General features: G+C 72.8%; 17 protein-coding genes. 11 read left to right on the plus strand and 6 right to left on the minus strand.

All coding sequences use genetic code 11. The features are described 5' to 3' along the window. The first annotated feature begins 37 nt into the window (after positions 1-37). The 5 genes from cobN to cobJ are packed head-to-tail and all read left to right on the plus strand — an operon-like array spanning position 38 to position 6,580. A complete protein-coding gene (gene cobN, locus AVJ23_RS01475) occupies positions 38-3,349 on the plus strand; it encodes a cobaltochelatase subunit CobN (protein WP_058860373.1) in 3,312 nt (1,103 codons plus the stop codon). Beyond that, positions 3,346-4,479, plus strand: coding sequence for a ferredoxin-like domain-containing protein (locus tag AVJ23_RS01480; protein WP_058860374.1), 1,134 nt, complete (start codon positions 3,346-3,348; stop codon positions 4,477-4,479). The genes cobN and AVJ23_RS01480 overlap by 4 nt, the downstream gene beginning before the upstream one ends. Beyond that, positions 4,480-5,109 (plus strand): precorrin-8X methylmutase, encoded by a 630-nt coding sequence (locus tag AVJ23_RS01485; RefSeq protein ID WP_058860375.1) that lies wholly within the window; start codon positions 4,480-4,482, stop codon positions 5,107-5,109. It abuts the gene before it with no gap. Then, complete coding sequence (locus tag AVJ23_RS01490; protein ID WP_058860376.1) at positions 5,106-5,831, plus strand: precorrin-2 C(20)-methyltransferase; 726 nt, start codon at positions 5,106-5,108, stop codon at positions 5,829-5,831. Before AVJ23_RS01485 ends, AVJ23_RS01490 begins: the two co-directional genes overlap by 4 nt. Then, positions 5,828-6,580 (plus strand): precorrin-3B C(17)-methyltransferase, encoded by a 753-nt coding sequence (gene cobJ, locus AVJ23_RS01495; RefSeq protein ID WP_058860377.1) that lies wholly within the window; start codon positions 5,828-5,830, stop codon positions 6,578-6,580. The genes AVJ23_RS01490 and cobJ overlap by 4 nt, the downstream gene beginning before the upstream one ends. Here cobJ and AVJ23_RS01500 read toward each other — a convergent pair. Beyond that, on the minus strand, positions 6,553-7,308 hold the full coding sequence (locus tag AVJ23_RS01500; protein ID WP_058860378.1) for a cobalt-precorrin-6A reductase: 756 nt from the start codon (positions 7,306-7,308) through the stop codon (positions 6,553-6,555). The genes cobJ and AVJ23_RS01500 overlap by 28 nt on opposite strands. Here AVJ23_RS01500 and AVJ23_RS01505 point away from each other — a divergent pair. Genes AVJ23_RS01505 through cobF form a run of 6 tightly spaced genes read left to right on the plus strand, consistent with a single transcriptional unit; the run spans position 7,307 to position 12,435 of the window. Next, complete coding sequence (locus AVJ23_RS01505) at positions 7,307-8,503, plus strand: bifunctional cobalt-precorrin-7 (C(5))-methyltransferase/cobalt-precorrin-6B (C(15))-methyltransferase (protein ID WP_058860379.1); 1,197 nt, start codon at positions 7,307-7,309, stop codon at positions 8,501-8,503. The genes AVJ23_RS01500 and AVJ23_RS01505 overlap by 2 nt on opposite strands. Further along, positions 8,500-8,868 (plus strand): cobalamin biosynthesis protein, encoded by a 369-nt coding sequence (locus AVJ23_RS01510; protein ID WP_058860380.1) that lies wholly within the window; start codon positions 8,500-8,502, stop codon positions 8,866-8,868. Before AVJ23_RS01505 ends, AVJ23_RS01510 begins: the two co-directional genes overlap by 4 nt. Further along, on the plus strand, positions 8,865-9,671 hold the full coding sequence (cobM, locus tag AVJ23_RS01515; RefSeq protein ID WP_058860381.1) for a precorrin-4 C(11)-methyltransferase: 807 nt from the start codon (positions 8,865-8,867) through the stop codon (positions 9,669-9,671). Before AVJ23_RS01510 ends, cobM begins: the two co-directional genes overlap by 4 nt. Then, on the plus strand, positions 9,664-10,977 hold the full coding sequence (locus AVJ23_RS01520) for a cobyrinic acid a,c-diamide synthase CobB (protein ID WP_058860382.1): 1,314 nt from the start codon (positions 9,664-9,666) through the stop codon (positions 10,975-10,977). The genes cobM and AVJ23_RS01520 overlap by 8 nt, the downstream gene beginning before the upstream one ends. After that, positions 10,974-11,708 carry a uroporphyrinogen-III C-methyltransferase gene (gene cobA, locus AVJ23_RS01525; RefSeq protein WP_058860383.1) on the plus strand — a complete coding sequence of 245 codons (735 nt, stop codon included), beginning with the start codon at positions 10,974-10,976 and terminating at the stop codon, positions 11,706-11,708. Before AVJ23_RS01520 ends, cobA begins: the two co-directional genes overlap by 4 nt. Next, positions 11,701-12,435, plus strand: coding sequence for a precorrin-6A synthase (deacetylating) (cobF, locus tag AVJ23_RS01530; protein ID WP_058860384.1), 735 nt, complete (start codon positions 11,701-11,703; stop codon positions 12,433-12,435). The genes cobA and cobF overlap by 8 nt, the downstream gene beginning before the upstream one ends. Here cobF and AVJ23_RS01535 read toward each other — a convergent pair. Genes AVJ23_RS01535 through AVJ23_RS01555 form a run of 5 tightly spaced genes read right to left on the minus strand, consistent with a single transcriptional unit; the run spans position 12,432 to position 15,861 of the window. Beyond that, entirely contained in the window at positions 12,432-13,094 is a 663-nt protein-coding gene (locus AVJ23_RS01535; protein ID WP_058860385.1) for an energy-coupling factor ABC transporter ATP-binding protein, read from the minus strand. The genes cobF and AVJ23_RS01535 overlap by 4 nt on opposite strands. Then, complete coding sequence (gene cbiQ, locus AVJ23_RS01540) at positions 13,091-13,876, minus strand: cobalt ECF transporter T component CbiQ (protein WP_058860386.1); 786 nt, start codon at positions 13,874-13,876, stop codon at positions 13,091-13,093. Before cbiQ ends, AVJ23_RS01535 begins: the two co-directional genes overlap by 4 nt. 2 nt (positions 13,877-13,878) lie before the next feature. Next, positions 13,879-14,451: a NikL family nickel/cobalt ECF transporter subunit gene (locus AVJ23_RS01545; RefSeq protein WP_058860387.1), complete on the minus strand. Its 573-nt coding sequence runs from the start codon at positions 14,449-14,451 to the stop codon at positions 13,879-13,881. Further along, positions 14,448-15,065, minus strand: a complete 618-nt coding sequence (cbiM, locus tag AVJ23_RS01550; protein ID WP_058860388.1) for a cobalt transporter CbiM — start codon at positions 15,063-15,065, stop codon at positions 14,448-14,450. The genes AVJ23_RS01545 and cbiM overlap by 4 nt, the downstream gene beginning before the upstream one ends. A 4-nt stretch (positions 15,066-15,069) precedes the next feature. After that, a complete protein-coding gene (locus tag AVJ23_RS01555; protein ID WP_058860389.1) occupies positions 15,070-15,861 on the minus strand; it encodes a DUF4198 domain-containing protein in 792 nt (263 codons plus the stop codon). Positions 15,862-15,868: the final 7 nt, after the last annotated feature.

Below are 15,868 nucleotides of genomic sequence, written 5' to 3' on the forward strand. Positions count from 1 at the left end.
GGGCGGGTCTTGGGCCCGCCCCGCCTGGACCACGCCTATGCATGTCATCTTCCGCGAAAGCCACGGGCTCGACGAGACCGACACCCCCACCGACCTGGGCCAGAGCCCGGCCGACCTGGTGGTGCTGTCCTTCTCGGACAGCGATCTTGGCGCCTTCGCAGAAGGCTGGCATCGCGGCGGCGGGTCCGAGGGGCGGCTGCCGACGCTGCGGCTGGCCAACCTCGCCGCGCTGCGCCACCCGCTTTCGGTCGACACCTATGTCGAGCAGACGCTGGCCGGCGCCAAGGGAATCCTGATCCGGCTGATCGGCGGCGTGCCCTACTGGGCCTACGGGTTGCAGCAGGTCGCCGCGCTGGCGGCCGAACGCGGCATCGCGCTGGCCGTGCTGCCGGCCGACGGGCGCGAGGACCCGAGGCTCGACGCGGTCTCGACCCTGCCGGTCTCGACCCTGCGGCGGTTGGCACATCTTTGCGACACCGGCGGCGCGGTGGCCGCGCAGGCGGCGCTGGCGCAGCTGGCACTGGCCGCCGGGCTCTATGCCGGACCGGTGCGCGGCGCCAAGACCCTGCCGCAGGTCGGCGCATGGACGCCCGAGACCGGCGTGACCTGCCCGGTCCTGACCGTAACCGCCCCGCCGCGCCCGCGCCTGCTGGTGGTGTTCTACCGCTCCTACCTGGTGGCTGCCGACCTCGCCCCGGTCGAGGCGCTGTTTGCCGCCTTCCGCACGCGCGGCTACGAGGTGCTGGGCCTCTTCGCCCCCTCGCTCAAGGCGCCCGAGGCGGCGCGCTGGCTGCGCCGTCAGGTGGCCGCGCTGGCCCCCGCCGGCATCGTCAACGCGACCGCCTTCAGCGGCGCGGGCGAGACCGGGGCCTCGCCGCTCGACGCCGCCGGCGTGCCAGTCTTCCAGGTGGCGCTGGCCACCTCGACCCGCGACGCCTGGGACGGGTCCGAGCGCGGCCTCTCGCCCGGTGACCTCGCCATGCATGTGGTTCTGCCCGAGGTCGACGGCCGGCTCTTCGCGGGCGTCGCCTCGTTCAAGGAGCCGGGCCAGCGCGATCCGCAGCTGCAATTTGCCCGCACCGCCCACCGGTCCGAGCCCGCGCGCATCGAGGCCATCGCCGACCGTGCGCATGGCTGGCTGCGGCTGGCCGCGAGGCCGCGGTCCGCGCGCCGCGTCGGGCTGCTGCTGTCGACCTATCCCGGCAAGGACTGGCAGGCCGGCCATGCGGTGGGGCTGGATGCACCGGCATCGGCGCGCGCGATCCTGTCGGATCTCGCGGCGCAGGGCTATAACACCGCCCCCGAAGCGGGGCTGCTGGACCGGATGCAGCTGCGCGAGATCCGCTGGCCGGTCGCGGACTACCGTGCCGCGCTGGACCGGCTGCCGCAGGCATTGCGCGACGACCTGAAGACCGCCTGGGGCCCGCCCGAAGACGATGAAGACGTGACCGACGGCGCCTTCCGCTTTGCCGCCGCATGGTCCGGCAAGGTGCTGGTCGGGCTGCAACCCGAACGCGGCACGCCCGCCGCGCGCGAGGACGAGTATCACGACCTGTCCCGCGTCCCCCGTCACGGCTATGTCGCCTTCTACCTGTGGCTGCAGATGCAGCTGGACGCGCTGGTCCATATCGGCGCGCATGGCACGCTGGAATGGCTGCCGGGCAAGTCGGTCGCCCTGTCGGATGGCTGCTGGCCCGAGGTGCTGACCGGCGCGCTGCCAGTGCTCTACCCGTTCATCGTGAACGATCCCGGCGAGGCGGCGCAGGCCAAGCGGCGCATCGGCGCGCTGACACTGGGCCACGTGCCGCCGCCGATGCGCGCGTCGCGCACGCCCGACCGGCTGGTCCGGCTCGAGGCGCTGCTGGACGAGTTCTCCAATGCCGACGGGCTGGACCCGCGGCGCCGCGACCGGCTGCAGGGCGACATCCGCGCCGAGGCGCAGGCGCTGGGGGTCGAGGCGGATCTGGGGCTCGACGGGGCCGCCTGCCCGGCCGAGGCGATCACCCGGATCGACCGCTTCGTCTGCGACGTCAAGGAAAGCCAGTTCGGCGACGGGTTGCATGTCTGGGGCCGCGCCCCCGACCCGGCCGACGGCGCCGCGCATCCCGCTGCCCCCGACACCATCGCCGCGGCGGCCGCGGCCGAGCGCGCCGCGCTGATCGACGCGCTGGACGGGCGGCGCATCGCGCCGGGCCCCTCGGGCTCGCCTTGGCGCGGGCGAGCCGACGTGCTGCCCACCGGGCGCAACATCTTCACCACCGACCCGCGCTCCGTGCCCACCCGCGCTGCCTATGCGCAGGGCGGCCGGCTGGCCGAGGAGCTGGTGCGCCGCCACCTGCAGGACGAGGGCGACTGGCCACGCGGTCTGGTGGTCGATCTCTGGGGCTCGGCCACCATGCGCACCGCGGGCGAGGAATTCGCCATGGCGCTGCAGCTGATCGGCGTGCGCCCGGTCTGGGACGCGGGATCCGAACGGGTCTCGGGCATCGAGGTGCTGCCCGTGGCCGAGCTGGCGCGGCCGCGGATCGACGTGACGCTGCGCGTCTCGGGCCTGTTCCGTGACGTCTTCCCCACGCTCTCGGCGCTTTTCGCGCAGGCGGTGCGGGCGCTGGCGGCGCGGGACGAGGCGCCGGACTGGAACCCCTATGTGGGCCGGGCCGACCTGTCGCGGGTCTACGGCCCCGCGCCGGGGCAATTCGGGCTGGGCATGGGCGCCGATCCCGAGACCTTCACTCCCGAGGCGCGCCGCCGCGCCGGCGAGGCCTGGCTGGCGGCCAGCGCCTGGGCGCTGGACGGCGATGCGGCGGCGCGCGACATGGACGGGCTGCAGGCCCGCGTGGCCGGGGCGGATGCCTTCGTGCACCCGCAGGACCTGCCCGAGACCGACCTGCTGCTGGCCGCCGATTACGCCACGCACGAGGCCGGATTTGCCGCCGCGCAGGCCGTGACCGGGGGGCAGGCCCGGACCTGGCATCTCGACAATACCGATCCAGCCCGCCCGCGCGCCCGCGCCCTGCCCGAGGAGATCGCCCGCGTCGTGCAGGCCCGCGCGGCCAATCCCGACTGGATCGCGGGGATGCGCCGGCACGGCTTCCGCGGCGCGGCCGAGATCGCCGCCACGCTGGACCACATGGCCGCCTTCGCGCAGCTGGCCGGCGCCGTGGCGCCGCATCTCTTCGATCTCTACCACGAGGCGACGCTGGGCGACCCCGAGACCGAGGCCTTCCTGCGCGACGCCAACCCCGAGGCGCATGCCGCCATGCGAGACCGCTTTCGCGCGCTGATGGCGGCGGGGCTGTGGCAGACGCGGCGCAACTCGATCGCCGCCGCGCTGGAGGCCCGCGCATGAGCGCGCCGCACGTCAGGGGCTGGTGCCCCGGCGCGCACCGGCCGATGCTGTCGGGCGACGGGCTGGTGGTGCGCGTGCGCCCCTTTCGCGCCGCGCTGTCGACCGAGGCGGTGGCCGGGCTCTGCGCGCTGGCGCGGCGCTTCGGCAATGGCACGCTGGACCTGACGGCCCGGGCCAACCTGCAGATCCGCGGCGTGGCCGAGCCCGATCACCCGGCGCTGCTGCAGGCGCTGGACGGGCTGGGGCTGATCGATGCCGAACCAGCCGTCGAGGCACATCGCAACGTCCTGATGCCGCCGGACTGGCAGGCGGGCGACCTGACCGACCGGCTGCACGCCGCGCTGCTGGGCCAATTGCCGCACCTGCCGGAGCTTCCGGGCAAGATGGGCTTCGCGCTGGACACCGGCGGCGCGGCCTGCCTGACCGACGGCTCGGCCGATTTCCGGTTCGAACGCGATGCGGATGGCGGGCTGATCCTGCGCGCCGATGGCGCCGCGCTGGGGCGCCCCGTGGACGAGGCACGCGCGATGGCGGCGCTGTCGGCGCTGGTGGGCTGGTTCGTCGAGACCGGCGGCCCGGCGCAGGGTCGCATGGCCCGCCACCTGCGCGACACAGCGCTGCCGGCCGACTGGCAGCAGGTCGCGCCCCGACCCCCGCAGGGCGGGCCGGATATCGGGCCCGGGCCGCTGGGAACCGTGCTGGGCGCGCCCTTCGGCAGCATCGAGGCGGCGGCGCTGGAGCAGCTGATAACGGCCAGCGGAGCCAGCGGTCTGCGCCTGATGCTGGGCCGCCGCCTGCTGCTGCTGGATGCGCAGCCGGAGGAAGCCCCCGGTTTCGTCACCCGCCCCGGCGATCCGCGCATGACCACCTTTGCCTGCCCCGGCGCGCCCTATTGCCCGCAGGCCAGCGTCGAGACCCGGCCGCTCGCCACGCGGCTGGCCGGGCGGGTCCGCGGCACGCTGCATGTCTCGGGCTGTGCCAAGGGCTGCGCGCATCCGCGCACTGCCGATCTTACCCTGACCGGGCGCGACGGCGCCTTCGACCTTGTGCGCGACGGCGCCCCATGGGATGAGCCCGCGCGCCGCGGCCTTGCGCCCGCCCAGATCCCCGACCTGACCGAGTTGTCCTGAATGCCTTACACCTACGAGAAAGACGGCGCCGCGATCTACCGGCAGAGCTTCGCCACGATCCGGGCCGAGGCCGAGCTGGCCCGGTTCGATGCCGATGAAGAGCCCATCGCCGTGCGCATGATCCATGCCGCCGGCATGGTGGGGCTGGAGCGTCACGTGCGCTTCTCGCCCGGCTTCGGCGCCGTGGCCCGCGCCGCGCTGGAAGGTGGCGCACCGATCCTGTGCGATGCGCGCATGGTCTCCGAAGGGGTGACGCGCCCGCGCCTGCCGGCCGACAACGCCGTGATCTGCACCTTGCAGGACCCCCGCGTGCCCGAGATGGCGCGCGAGATGGGCAATACCCGCTCGGCCGCCGCGCTGGAGCTCTGGCGCCCCGATCTGGAGGGTGCGCTGGTGGCGATCGGCAACGCGCCCACGGCGCTCTTTCACCTGCTCAACATGCTGGAAGATCCCGCCTGCCCGCGCCCCGCGGCGATCATCGGCTGCCCGGTGGGCTTCGTCGGCGCGGCCGAAAGCAAGGAAGCGCTCTGGGCCGACCAGCCGGTGCCCTGCTGCATCGTCGAGGGGCGGCTGGGCGGCAGCGCGATCACCGTGGCGGCGATCAACGCCATCGCGAGCCGCGCGGAATGACCGGCACGGTGCATGGCGTGGGGCTCGGCCCCGGCGATCCCGAGCTGATGAGCGTGCGTGCCGATCGGCTGGTGCGCGGGGCACGCAACGTGGCCTTCTTCCGCAAAGCCGGCCGGCGCGGCCAGGCCCGCGGCATCGTCGAGGGGATGCTGGCCCCCGGCGCGCGGGAAATCCCCATGGAATACCCGGTCACGACCGAGATCCCGCTTGGCGATCCGCGCTACAACCAGCTTCTCTCGGCCTTCTATGCCGAGTGCACGGAGCGGCTGCGCGCGCTGGTGCAGGCGGGCGAGGACGTGGTGGTGCTCTGCGAGGGCGACCCGTTCTTCTACGGCTCGTTCATGCATCTCTACACCCGGCTCTCGGGCGTGGTGCCCGTGTCGGTGGTGCCCGCGATCACCGGCATGTCGGCGGCCTGGACCGCGACCGGCGCGCCGGTGACCTGGGGCGACGACGTGCTCTGCGTGCTGATGGGCACCCTGCCCGAGGAAGAACTGGCCCGCCGCATGGCCGATGCCGACGCGCTGGTGGTGATGAAAATCGGCCGCAACATCGACAAGATCCGCCGCGCGCTGGCCACCGCGGGCCGCTTCGACGCGGCCTGGCTGGTGGAATATGCCAGCATGGGCGGGCAGAGCGTGATGCGCCTGTCCGAAGCGGGCGAGAAGGTGACGCCCTATTTCTCGATCATCGTGGTGCATGGGCAGGGGCGCCGGCCATGAGCGGCTGGCTGAAGATCGCGGGGCTGGGCCCGGGCGCCGAGGCGCAAGTCACCCCCGAGGTCCGGGAGGCGCTGGACGCGGCGACCGACGTGGTGGGCTACATTCCCTATGTCGCCCGCGTGGCCGAGCGGCCCGGTCTGACCCTGCATGCCAGCGACAACCGGGTCGAGATCGACCGGTCGCGCCACGCGCTGCAGATGGCGGCCGAAGGGCGGCGCGTCGTCGTGGTCTCCTCGGGCGATCCCGGTGTCTTTGCCATGGCGGCGGCCGTCTTCGAGGCGGTCGAGGCCGGGCCCGACGCCTGGCGGGACCTCGACATCGCGGTGCTGCCCGGCATCACCGCCATGCTGGCCGCCGCCGCGCGCGCCGGGGCGCCGCTGGGCCATGATTTCTGCGCCATCAACCTCAGCGACAATCTCAAGCCGTGGGCGCTGATCGAGAAGCGCCTGCGCCTTGCCGTCGAGGCCGATTTCGCCATGGCCTTCTACAACCCCCGCTCCAAAGCGCGGCCCGAGGGGTTCGCCCGCACGCTGGACCTGCTCAAGACCGCCTGCGGCGATGCCCGCCCGGTGATCTTTGCCCGCGCCGTCTCGACCCCAGAAGAGGAACTGCGCGTGGTGCCCCTGCCCGATTGCACACCCGAGATGGCCGACATGCGCACCATGGTGCTGGTGGGCTCGTCGCAGACGCGGGTGATCGCGCGCGACGGTGCGCCCATCGTCTACACGCCGAGATCGGTCGCCTCATGAGCGATCCAGTCCAGCACCGCCGAAACGCCATGTGCCTCGCGCCGGGGCGGGATGCGCGGGCGGTCGATCATGATAACCGGCAGGCCCAGCCTCCGGGCGGCCTCGATCTTGGCATAGGCCCCCGTGCCGCCGGCATTCTTGGAGACGACCAGGTCGACCCCGTGCGCGCGCATCAGCGCCAGGTCGCCCTCCAGCGTGAAGGGGCCGCGATCGACGACGACGTGATGGCGCGGGAAGGCCGGCGGCTCACGCGGCGGATCGACGAGGCGCAGCAGGTAGCGATGCTGCGGGTTCACGGTGAACTCCGGCAGGTGCATCCGCCCCACGGCCAGCATCACCGCACAGGCGGGCCGGTCCAGCGCGGCCACGGCACCGGCAATGTCGGGCACATGGGTCCAGTCGTCGCCCGTCCGCGCCTGCCACGGCGCGCGGGTCAGCGCGATCAGCGGCACGCCGGCCGCGTCGCAGGCCGCCACCGCATTGGCGCTCATCTGCGCGGCGAAGGGATGGGTGGCATCGACCACGTGGGTGATACCGTGGGTCTCAAGGTAGTCCCGCAGCCCCGCCACCCCGCCGAACCCGCCCACGCGCTGCGGCAGCGGCTGGCGCACCGGCCGCGCGACGCGGCCCGCGAAAGAGATCGTACCGCGCAGCCCGGCCTCGGCCAGCGCACGGCAGAGCGCCGTGGCCTCGGTCGTGCCGCCCAGCACAAGCAGGTTGGGGTCCATGTCTGAGGCTCCGTGGCTGACGATCATCGGTCTGGGCGAAGATGGCCCGGATGGGCTGTCGCCCGCAAGCCGTGCCGCGCTGGAACGGGCCGAGATCGTCATGGGCCCGCCGCGCCACCTGTCGCTGCTGCCCGACCTTGCCGCAGAGCGGATCGACTGGCCGGTGCCCTTTGCCGACGGGGTGCAGCAGCTGATGGCCCTGCGCGGGCGTCCTGTCTGCGTGCTGGCCTCGGGCGATCCGTTCTGGTTCGGCGCGGGCAGCGTGCTGGCCGGACGGCTGTCGCCCGGCGAATGGCGCGCCCTGCCCGGCCTGTCCAGCTTTGCGCTGGCCGCCAGCCGGCTGGGCTGGGCGCTGGACCGCACGGGGTGCTACGGGCTGCACGCGGCACCGCTGAGCCGCCTGCGCCCGTCCCTGGCACCGGAGGCGCGAATGATCGTGCTGTTGCGCGACGGCGCGGCGGTGGCCGAACTGGCCGACCTGATCTGCGACGCGGGCTTTGGCGCCAGCCGCATGGTGGTGATGGAGGCCCTGGGCGGCCCGCGCGAACGCATCACCGAGGCCGTGGCCCATGCGCTGCCAGCGACGGGCTTTGCCCACCCGGTCTGCGCCGCGCTCGAGATCGCGGGGGATGGCGCGGTGCTGCCGCTGGCCTCGGGCCGGCCCGACAGCTGGTTCGACAGCGACGGCACGATGACCAAGCAGCCGGTGCGCGCTCTGACCCTCTCGGCGCTGGCGCCACGTCCGGGCGAGCACCTGTGGGATATCGGCGGCGGCTCGGGCTCGATCGCGATCGAATGGCTGCTGAGCCATGCCAGCCTGCGCGCCACCTGCATCGAGCCCCGCCCCGACCGGCTGGCCCGGATCCGCGCCAATGCGGACAGGCTGGGCGCCGATCGGCTGCAGCTGGTCGAAGGCGCCGCGCCCGCCGCGCTGGAAGGGCTGGAGGCGCCGGACGTGGTCTTTGTCGGCGGTGGGCTGTCGCAGGCGCTGTTGGAGCGTCTGGCCACCCTGCCCGCCGGCACGCGGATCGTGGCCAACGCGGTGACGCTGGAGAGCGAGGCGCTGCTGACGCAGGCGCAGGCCACGCTGGGCGGCGAGCTGATGCGGATCGAGATCGCCCGCGCCACGCCACTTGGCCCGCGCCGCGGCTGGTCGGCGGCCTACCCGGTCGTGACCTGGAGCACGGTGCTGTGATCGTCGCGGGGTTCGGCTTCCGCGCCGGCGCCACGGCAGACAGCCTGCGCGACGCCTATGAACAGGCCCGCGGCGCGCTGGCGCCCGATGCGCTGGCCACGGCCGAGGACAAGGCGCTGACGCCGCTCTTTGCCGGGTTCTCCGAGGCGGTGGGCCTGCCGGTGCATGGCGTGGGCGTGCAGGCCCTGCAGGCGGCCCGAACCACCACGCAATCCGAGGCCTCGCAGGCCGCGCGCGGCACCGGATCGGTGGCCGAGGCCGCCGCGCTGGCCGCCGCCGGTCCGGGCGCGCGGCTCTTGACGGCGCGCATGGTCTCGGCCGATCAACGGGCGACCTGCGCGCTCGCCATGGGAAAGAGCACATGACCGTCCATTTCATCGGCGCCGGTCCCGGCGCACCCGACCTGCTGACCCTGCGCGGCCGCGACCTGATCGCGGCCTGCCCGGTCTGCCTTTATGCCGGCTCGCTGGTGCCCGAGGCGGTTCTGGCGCATTGCCCGCCCGGCGCGCGGATCGTGAACACCGCGCCGATGGATCTCGACGCGATCATCGCCGAGATCCGCACCGCCCATGCGCGGGGCCATGACGTGGCGAGGCTGCATTCGGGCGACCTGTCGGTCTGGTCGGCCATGGGCGAACAGCTGCGCCGCCTGCGCGCCGAGGGCATCCCCGTCAGCGTGACGCCGGGCGTGCCGTCCTTCGCCGCCGCCGCCGCGGCCCTGGGCACCGAGCTGACCCTGCCCGGGCTGGCGCAATCGGTGGTGCTGACGCGCACGCCGGGGCGGGCCTCGTCGATGCCCGAAGGCGAGACGCTGGCCAATTTTGCCGCCACCGGCGCGACGCTGGCCATTCACCTGTCGATCCAGAACCTCGCCTCGGTCGTGGAGGACCTCGCGCCCGCCTACGGCCCCGATTGCCCGGTGGCCATCGTCTTCCGCGCCAGCTGGCCTGACCAGCGCATATTGCGCGGCACGCTGGCCGATATCGAGGCACAGCTGGATGCGGGGATCACGCGCACCGCGCTGATCCTCGTGGGCCCGGCTCTGGCCGGCGAGGGGTTCGACGAAAGCTGCCTCTACGCCGCCGCCTATGACCGCCGCTACCGCCCGCAAAGCGCCGAGAGCCCCTGGGCCGGCTGGACGCCGGAAAGCGAGGCGCAGGATGGCTGAGGGTCTGCTTGTTTCCGCGCCCGCCTCCGGCACCGGCAAGACCACCGTCATGCTGGGGCTCTTGCGCGCGCTGGCCGAGGACGGGCTGGTGGTACAGCCCTTCAAGTCGGGCCCGGACTATATCGACCCGGCCTTCCACCTCGCCGCGGCGGGGCGGGCGTCCTACAACCTCGACACCTGGGCGATGGGGCCCGGCCTGCTCGACCGGATCGCGGCCGAGGCGGCGGGCGCGGATCTGTGCATCGCCGAGGGCAGCATGGGCCTGTTCGACGGGGTCGCCACGCCCGGGCAGAGCGGCTTTGGCAGCAGCGCCGAGACGGCGCGGCGCATGGGCTGGCCCGTGGTGCTGGTGCTGGACGTGGGCGGGCAGGCGCAATCGGCCGCCGCCACGGCGCTGGGGTTCAAGACCTACATGCCCGATCTGCCCTTTGCCGGCGTGATCCTGAACCGCGTTGCCTCGCCCCGGCACGAACGGCTGGCGCGCGCGGGCATGGACCGGGCCGGGATCGCGGTGCTGGGCGTGCTGCCAAGGCGCGGCGACCTGACCCTGCCCGAGCGGCACCTCGGCCTGATCCAGGCGGTGGAACATCCCGATCTGGACCAAGCCATCGCGGGCTATGCGACCTTCCTGCGCGAGAATGTGGACCTCTCTGCGATCCGCAAGGCAGCCGCAGGCACCGTGCAGACCGCGCCCACCGGCCGCCTGCCGCGCCCGCCGGCACAACGCATCGCGCTGGCCCGGGACGCGGCCTTTTCCTTCACCTACCCGCACCTGCTGGAGGGCTGGCGCGCGGCGGGGGCCGAGATCCTGCCCTTCTCGCCGCTGGCCGACGAGGCGCCGGCACCCGACGCCGATCTGGTCTGGCTGCCCGGCGGCTATCCCGAGCTGCATGCCGGCCGGCTGGCCGCCGCCGGCACCTACCTGGCCGGGCTGCGCAAACATGCCGAGACCCGGCCGGTGCATGGTGAATGCGGCGGCTACATGGCGCTGGGACAGGCGCTGATCGACAAGGAAGGCACGCGGCACGAGATGGCCGGGCTGCTGGGCCTCGTGACCAGCTACGAGAAGCGCAAGTTCCACCTCGGCTATCGCCGCGCCGTGCTGGAGGCGCCGCTGCCCGGCTTTGCCCCGGGGACGGCGTTGCGCGGGCACGAGTTCCACTATTCCACCATTCTCGAGCAGCCCGACCCGGCGCTGGCCGCGGTGGCCGATGCCGATGGCACGCCCGTGCCCGAGACCGGCTCGCATCGGGGACATGTCAGCGGCACCTTCTTCCACCTGATCTCGGATGAGGGGGCGGCATGAGCGGCTTTGTCAGCTTCATCGGCTCCGGCCCCGGCGACCCCGAGCTTCTGACCCTCAAGGCGGTGGACCGGCTGAAGCGCGCCGACGCGGTGCTCTTCGACGACCTGTCCTCGGGGCCGATCCTGGCCCATGCGCGCGCCGGTGCCGATCTGGTCGGCGTGGGCAAGCGCGCCGGCCGCCCCTCGCCCAAGCAGCACCATGTCAGCCGCCTGCTGGTGGATTACGCGCAGATGGACCAGCGCGTGGTTCGGCTGAAATCCGGCGATGGCGGGCTGTTCGGCCGGCTGGAGGAAGAGCTGGTCGCGCTGCGCGCCGCGGCCATCCCCTACGAGATCGTGCCCGGCGTGCCCTCGGCCGTGGCGGCGGCGGCGGCGGCGGGCATCCCGCTGACCCGGCGACTGACCGCGCGGCGCGTGCAGTTCGTCACCGGCCATGACATCAGCGGCCAGCTGCCCGAGGACATCAACCTTGATGCGCTGGCCGACCCGACGGCCTCGACCGTGGTCTTCATGGGCAAGCGCACCTTTCCCAAGCTGGCCGCACAGCTGGTCATGCGCGGCCTGCCCGAGGACACGCCCGCCCTGCTGGCCGAGGCGGTCAGCACGCCGGAGCAGAACCTGTATCGCAGCACCCTGTCCGCGCTGGTCCAGCGCCTGTCGGCCGAGATCGGCAACAAGCCGGCGCTGATCCTCTACGGCCCGCTGGCCGAGATCGGGGTCGGCTTTGACTGAGCTCTGGCTGATCGGCATCGGCACCGGCCATCCCGGCCACCTGACTCTGGAGGGACGGCAGGCGATCCGCGACGCCCGCCTGATCCTCGTGCCGCAGAAGGGCGCGGGCAAGGAGGACCTGGCCGATCTGCGCCTCGCCATGGCGCGCGAGGCCGGGGCCACGGCGCGGATCGTGCGCTTTGCCATGCCGGTGCGCGACCCCGCCCTGCCCTACCAGGACCGCGTGGCGCGCTGGCATGACGAGATCGCCGAGGCTTGGCAGGCGGCGCTGGCCGGGACCGAGGTCGACGGGCCGGTGGCGCTGCTGGTCTGGGGGGATCCGGGACTCTATGACAGCACGCTGCGCATCGCCGAGCGGCTGCGCCCGGCCCCGCGCCTGCGGGTGATCCCCGGCATCACCGCGCTGCAGGCGCTGACCGCGGCCCATGCGATCCCGTTCAACACGGTGAACGGGCCGGTCACGGTCACCACCGGGCGACGCCTGCGCGATCACGGCTGGCCGGAGGGGGCCGAAACCGTGGTCGTGATGCTGGATGGCGCGTGCAGCTTCGACACGCTGGACCGGCCCGACCTGCAGATCTGGTGGGGCGCCTACCTGGGCATGGCCGAGCAGATCCTCGAGGCCGGCCCGCTGGCCGAGGCCGGGCCGCGCATCAAAGAGGCGCGCGCCGCCGCCCGCGCGCGCCATGGCTGGATCATGGACACCTACCTGTTGCGCGCGCCCTAGGCCGGGCGCGGCTCGGAGGTCAGCACGCCCTGGCGCAGCCGCACCGCGCGCGGCGCCACCTGCGCGCGAAATCCCGCGTCATGGCTGACCAGCAGGATCGCCTGCGGCAGCGTGTTCAGGATCGCGATCAGCCGCGCCTCGTTCTCCTCGTCCAGCGCGTTTGTGGGCTCGTCCAGCAGCAGCACCTCGGGCGTCATGGCCAGCACGGTGGCCAGCGTGACCAGCCGCTTCTCGCCGCCTGACAGGCGATGGGTGATGCGGTCGCGCAGGTGCATCAGGTCCAGCCGGGTCAGCACGTCATCGACGATGGCGCGCGCCTCCTCGCGGCTCTTGCCGAGGTTCAGCGGCCCGAAGGCGACGTCCTCGACCACGGTGGGGCAGAACAGCTGGTCGTCGGGATCCTGGAAGACCAGCCCGACACGGCGGCGCACCTCGTGGAAATCGGCTTCGTCGCGCCGCTCCTGCCCGAAGACGCGAACCCGGCCCGCATCGGGGCGCAACAGCCCCATGATCACGCGCAGCAACGTGGACTTGCCCGCCCCGTTCGGCCCGGTCAGCGACAGCCGCTCGCCCGGGCCCAGCGACAGCGAGGCCCCGTCCAGCACCGGCGCATGACCGGGATAGGCGAAGGACACGGTGTCGAGTTCGATCAGGCTCATGCCAGCACCTCGACCGCCCCGAGCAGCGCGCAGAGCGCCAGCATGGCGCCGGCAAAGACCGCGTCGCGCCGGGCATAGGCAAAGCGCTCCAACAGGGGGATCCGCCCGTCGAAGCCGCGGCATTTCATGGCGTCGAGGATCCGTTCGGAGCGTTCGATGGCCCGGACCAACATCATGCCGACAAGATAGCCGATGCTGCGATAGGTGTGCCAGTTCGTGCCGGGCCGGAAGCCGCGCACCTTCATCGAGACGCGCAGGCGCTGGTATTCCTCGTGCAGCACCTCGATGTAGCGGATGGTGAACATCATCAGGTGCACCAGCCGCTCGGGGCAGCGCAGCGCGTGCAGCGCGTGGCCCAGCGTGACCGGCTCCATCGAGCCGACCAGCACCATCAGCGCCAGCACCACGGCATTGGCGGTCAGGCCGATCTCGATCGCCTGCGCCAGCCCCTGCCACGAGGCTGTCAGCCCCCAGAGCGTGAAGATCGCCTCGCCCGGCACGGTGAAGGGCAGCAGGACCAGCATGAACAGGATGAACCCGTCCATCAGGATCATGCGGCGCAGCGTGCGGCGGGCCGGCATGGGCGACAACGCCAGCAGCGCCAGCGCGCCCCCCAGCGCGGCCAGCAGCGCGGTCAGCGTGGACAGCGCCACGGTGACGACGGCAAACAGCAGCGCGGCCAGGATGCGCGCGCGCGGATCGACCCGGGCCAGCGCGCCCTCGGCCTGCGGCGCCCCGGTCTCGGACAGCCTGCGTGCCGCGCCCGACAGCGTGTGGCCCATGCTCAGCCCGCCGCGAGCTTGCGGCGCGCGGCAAGGTAAAAGCCCAGCCCGAACAGCCCGAAGATGTAGCCGATCCCGCCCAGCACGGTCTGAAGGTCATTCTTTTCGCGATAGGCGGCGATCTCGCGGCGCAGCGGGCGGATCTCGTCGCGCACCAGCGTGGCGATGGCGGCCTTGTCGGCGGCGCTGAGCCCGGTGGCGGCCGGCGTGACCGCTTGCGTGTTAGGTGTCGGGGCGGGCTCCGGCGGGGCCACGCCCAGCAGCGCGGCCACCTCCTCGGCGCTCATGCTGGTCTCGGCCACGTGGCCCGCGCCCAGATCGGCGCGGAAGACATGGCGCACGGGCGCCTGCGGCACGTATTCGAAGAACCCGTCGGCATCGGTCACCGTCTCGCCCAGCCGGTTGCCCTGCCCGTCGAAGACCTCGACCGCCTGGTCGGTGGCCATGTCGCCGTTGGAAAAGCCGATCTCGCCCTCGATCCGATCGCCCGAGGGGAAGACCGCGGCGATCACCTTGTGCGCCAGGGCCGGCCCGGGCAGGGCCAGCAGCAGGACGAGGCAGGCGGCACGGATCATGCCGCACCTTTCCGGAAGCTGGCAAACAGCTCGGGCTTGACCTGCCGCGCGAGGTAGACCGCCGCACCGGTCAGCAGCGCCTCGACCGCGATGACCGGCAGATGCGCGAAAAAGACCAGGCGCGCGGCCGGCAGGAATTCGTCGCCGCTCAGCACCAGCGCGACGGCCACGACCAGCGTCGTGCCCGTGATCGCCAGCGCGCCGCCCAGCCCGGCCCAGAGCGCCGCCACCGGTGGTCGACTGCGCGCGATGACCGGGCCCAGCAGCAGCCCCACCAGCACCGCGGGCAGAGCGATGTTGAGCGTGTTCACGCCCAGCACGGTGAGCCCGCCGAAGCCGAAGAACACCGCCTGCAGCAACAGCCCGACAAAGAGCGCGGGAAAGGCCGCCCAGCCGAGTACGAGCCCGGCCAGACCGTTCAGGATCAGGTGGACCGAGGACGGGCCGATCGGCACATGGATCAGCGAGGCCGTGAAGAAACAGGCCGACAGGACGCCGGCGGCCGGGATCTTTTCCAGCGGCAGGTGGCGCAGCCCCAACGCAACGCCGCCCGCGGCCAGCACCGCACCGCCGATCACCACCTCGTTGGCCAGCGCCCCGTCGACGATATGCATGGGCCTACTCCATGTCCCAGGCGCGGATCCAGAGCACGGCGTCCTGGCTCAGCTCCTTGCCGTCATGCTCGGTCACCGGGCCGGCACCCAGCGCGGCAAAGCCCCAATAGCCCGCGCGCGGAATGCCGAAGGTGAAATAGCCGTTGGCGTCCGAGAGCGCCACGACCGCGCCGCCCGGCGGCGGGCTGGCGGTGGGATCGGTGGCGCGCGCGCTGTCCATGTCCGGCTCGGCCGCCATGTACTCGATCTCGATCTCGGCGCCCGCCACGGGCGCGCCCTCGGCCATGACGCGGCCGGTGAAGGTCGAGCCCGCGAGCACGTTGTAGGGCTTGTTAAGCGGCAGGATCTCGACCGGCAGGCCGACAGGCTCGGCCCAGTCGGTGGGCAGCCCGTTGCGGTTCAGCACGACCTTGGTCAGCTGCTGGATGTAGATGTCCTCGGTCTCTTCGAAATAGGGCTCGGGTACCGTCACCAGCACGTAGTCGCCCGAGCGCTTGACCGGAACGGTGCCGCGAAAAGCCGCGCCGGCGTTCTCGGCGCCCTCGAACGTGATCGGGGCCAGCCCGTCCATCAGGTCGGTCCGCTCGCCCCGATGCACCACGAAGAACTCGCGCGGGCGCGCGAGGTCCATCACCTGCCCGTTCTCGAACGGGTGCCAGAAGATCAGCTTGACCGGGACGTCGCCGGGCCGCGCGATCATCGCGTCGGTGGTGTATTGCAGCAGGAAATGGGCCGAGGCCGCGGCGGGCAGGCAGAGGGCCGCGGTGGCGGCGACGAGCGGTTTCAACAAGGTCATGTCCTTC

The sequence above is a fragment of the Pseudoponticoccus marisrubri genome (genome assembly GCF_001482405.1).
In the GTDB taxonomy this organism is placed as follows: Bacteria; Pseudomonadota; Alphaproteobacteria; order Rhodobacterales; family Rhodobacteraceae; genus Pseudoponticoccus; species Pseudoponticoccus marisrubri.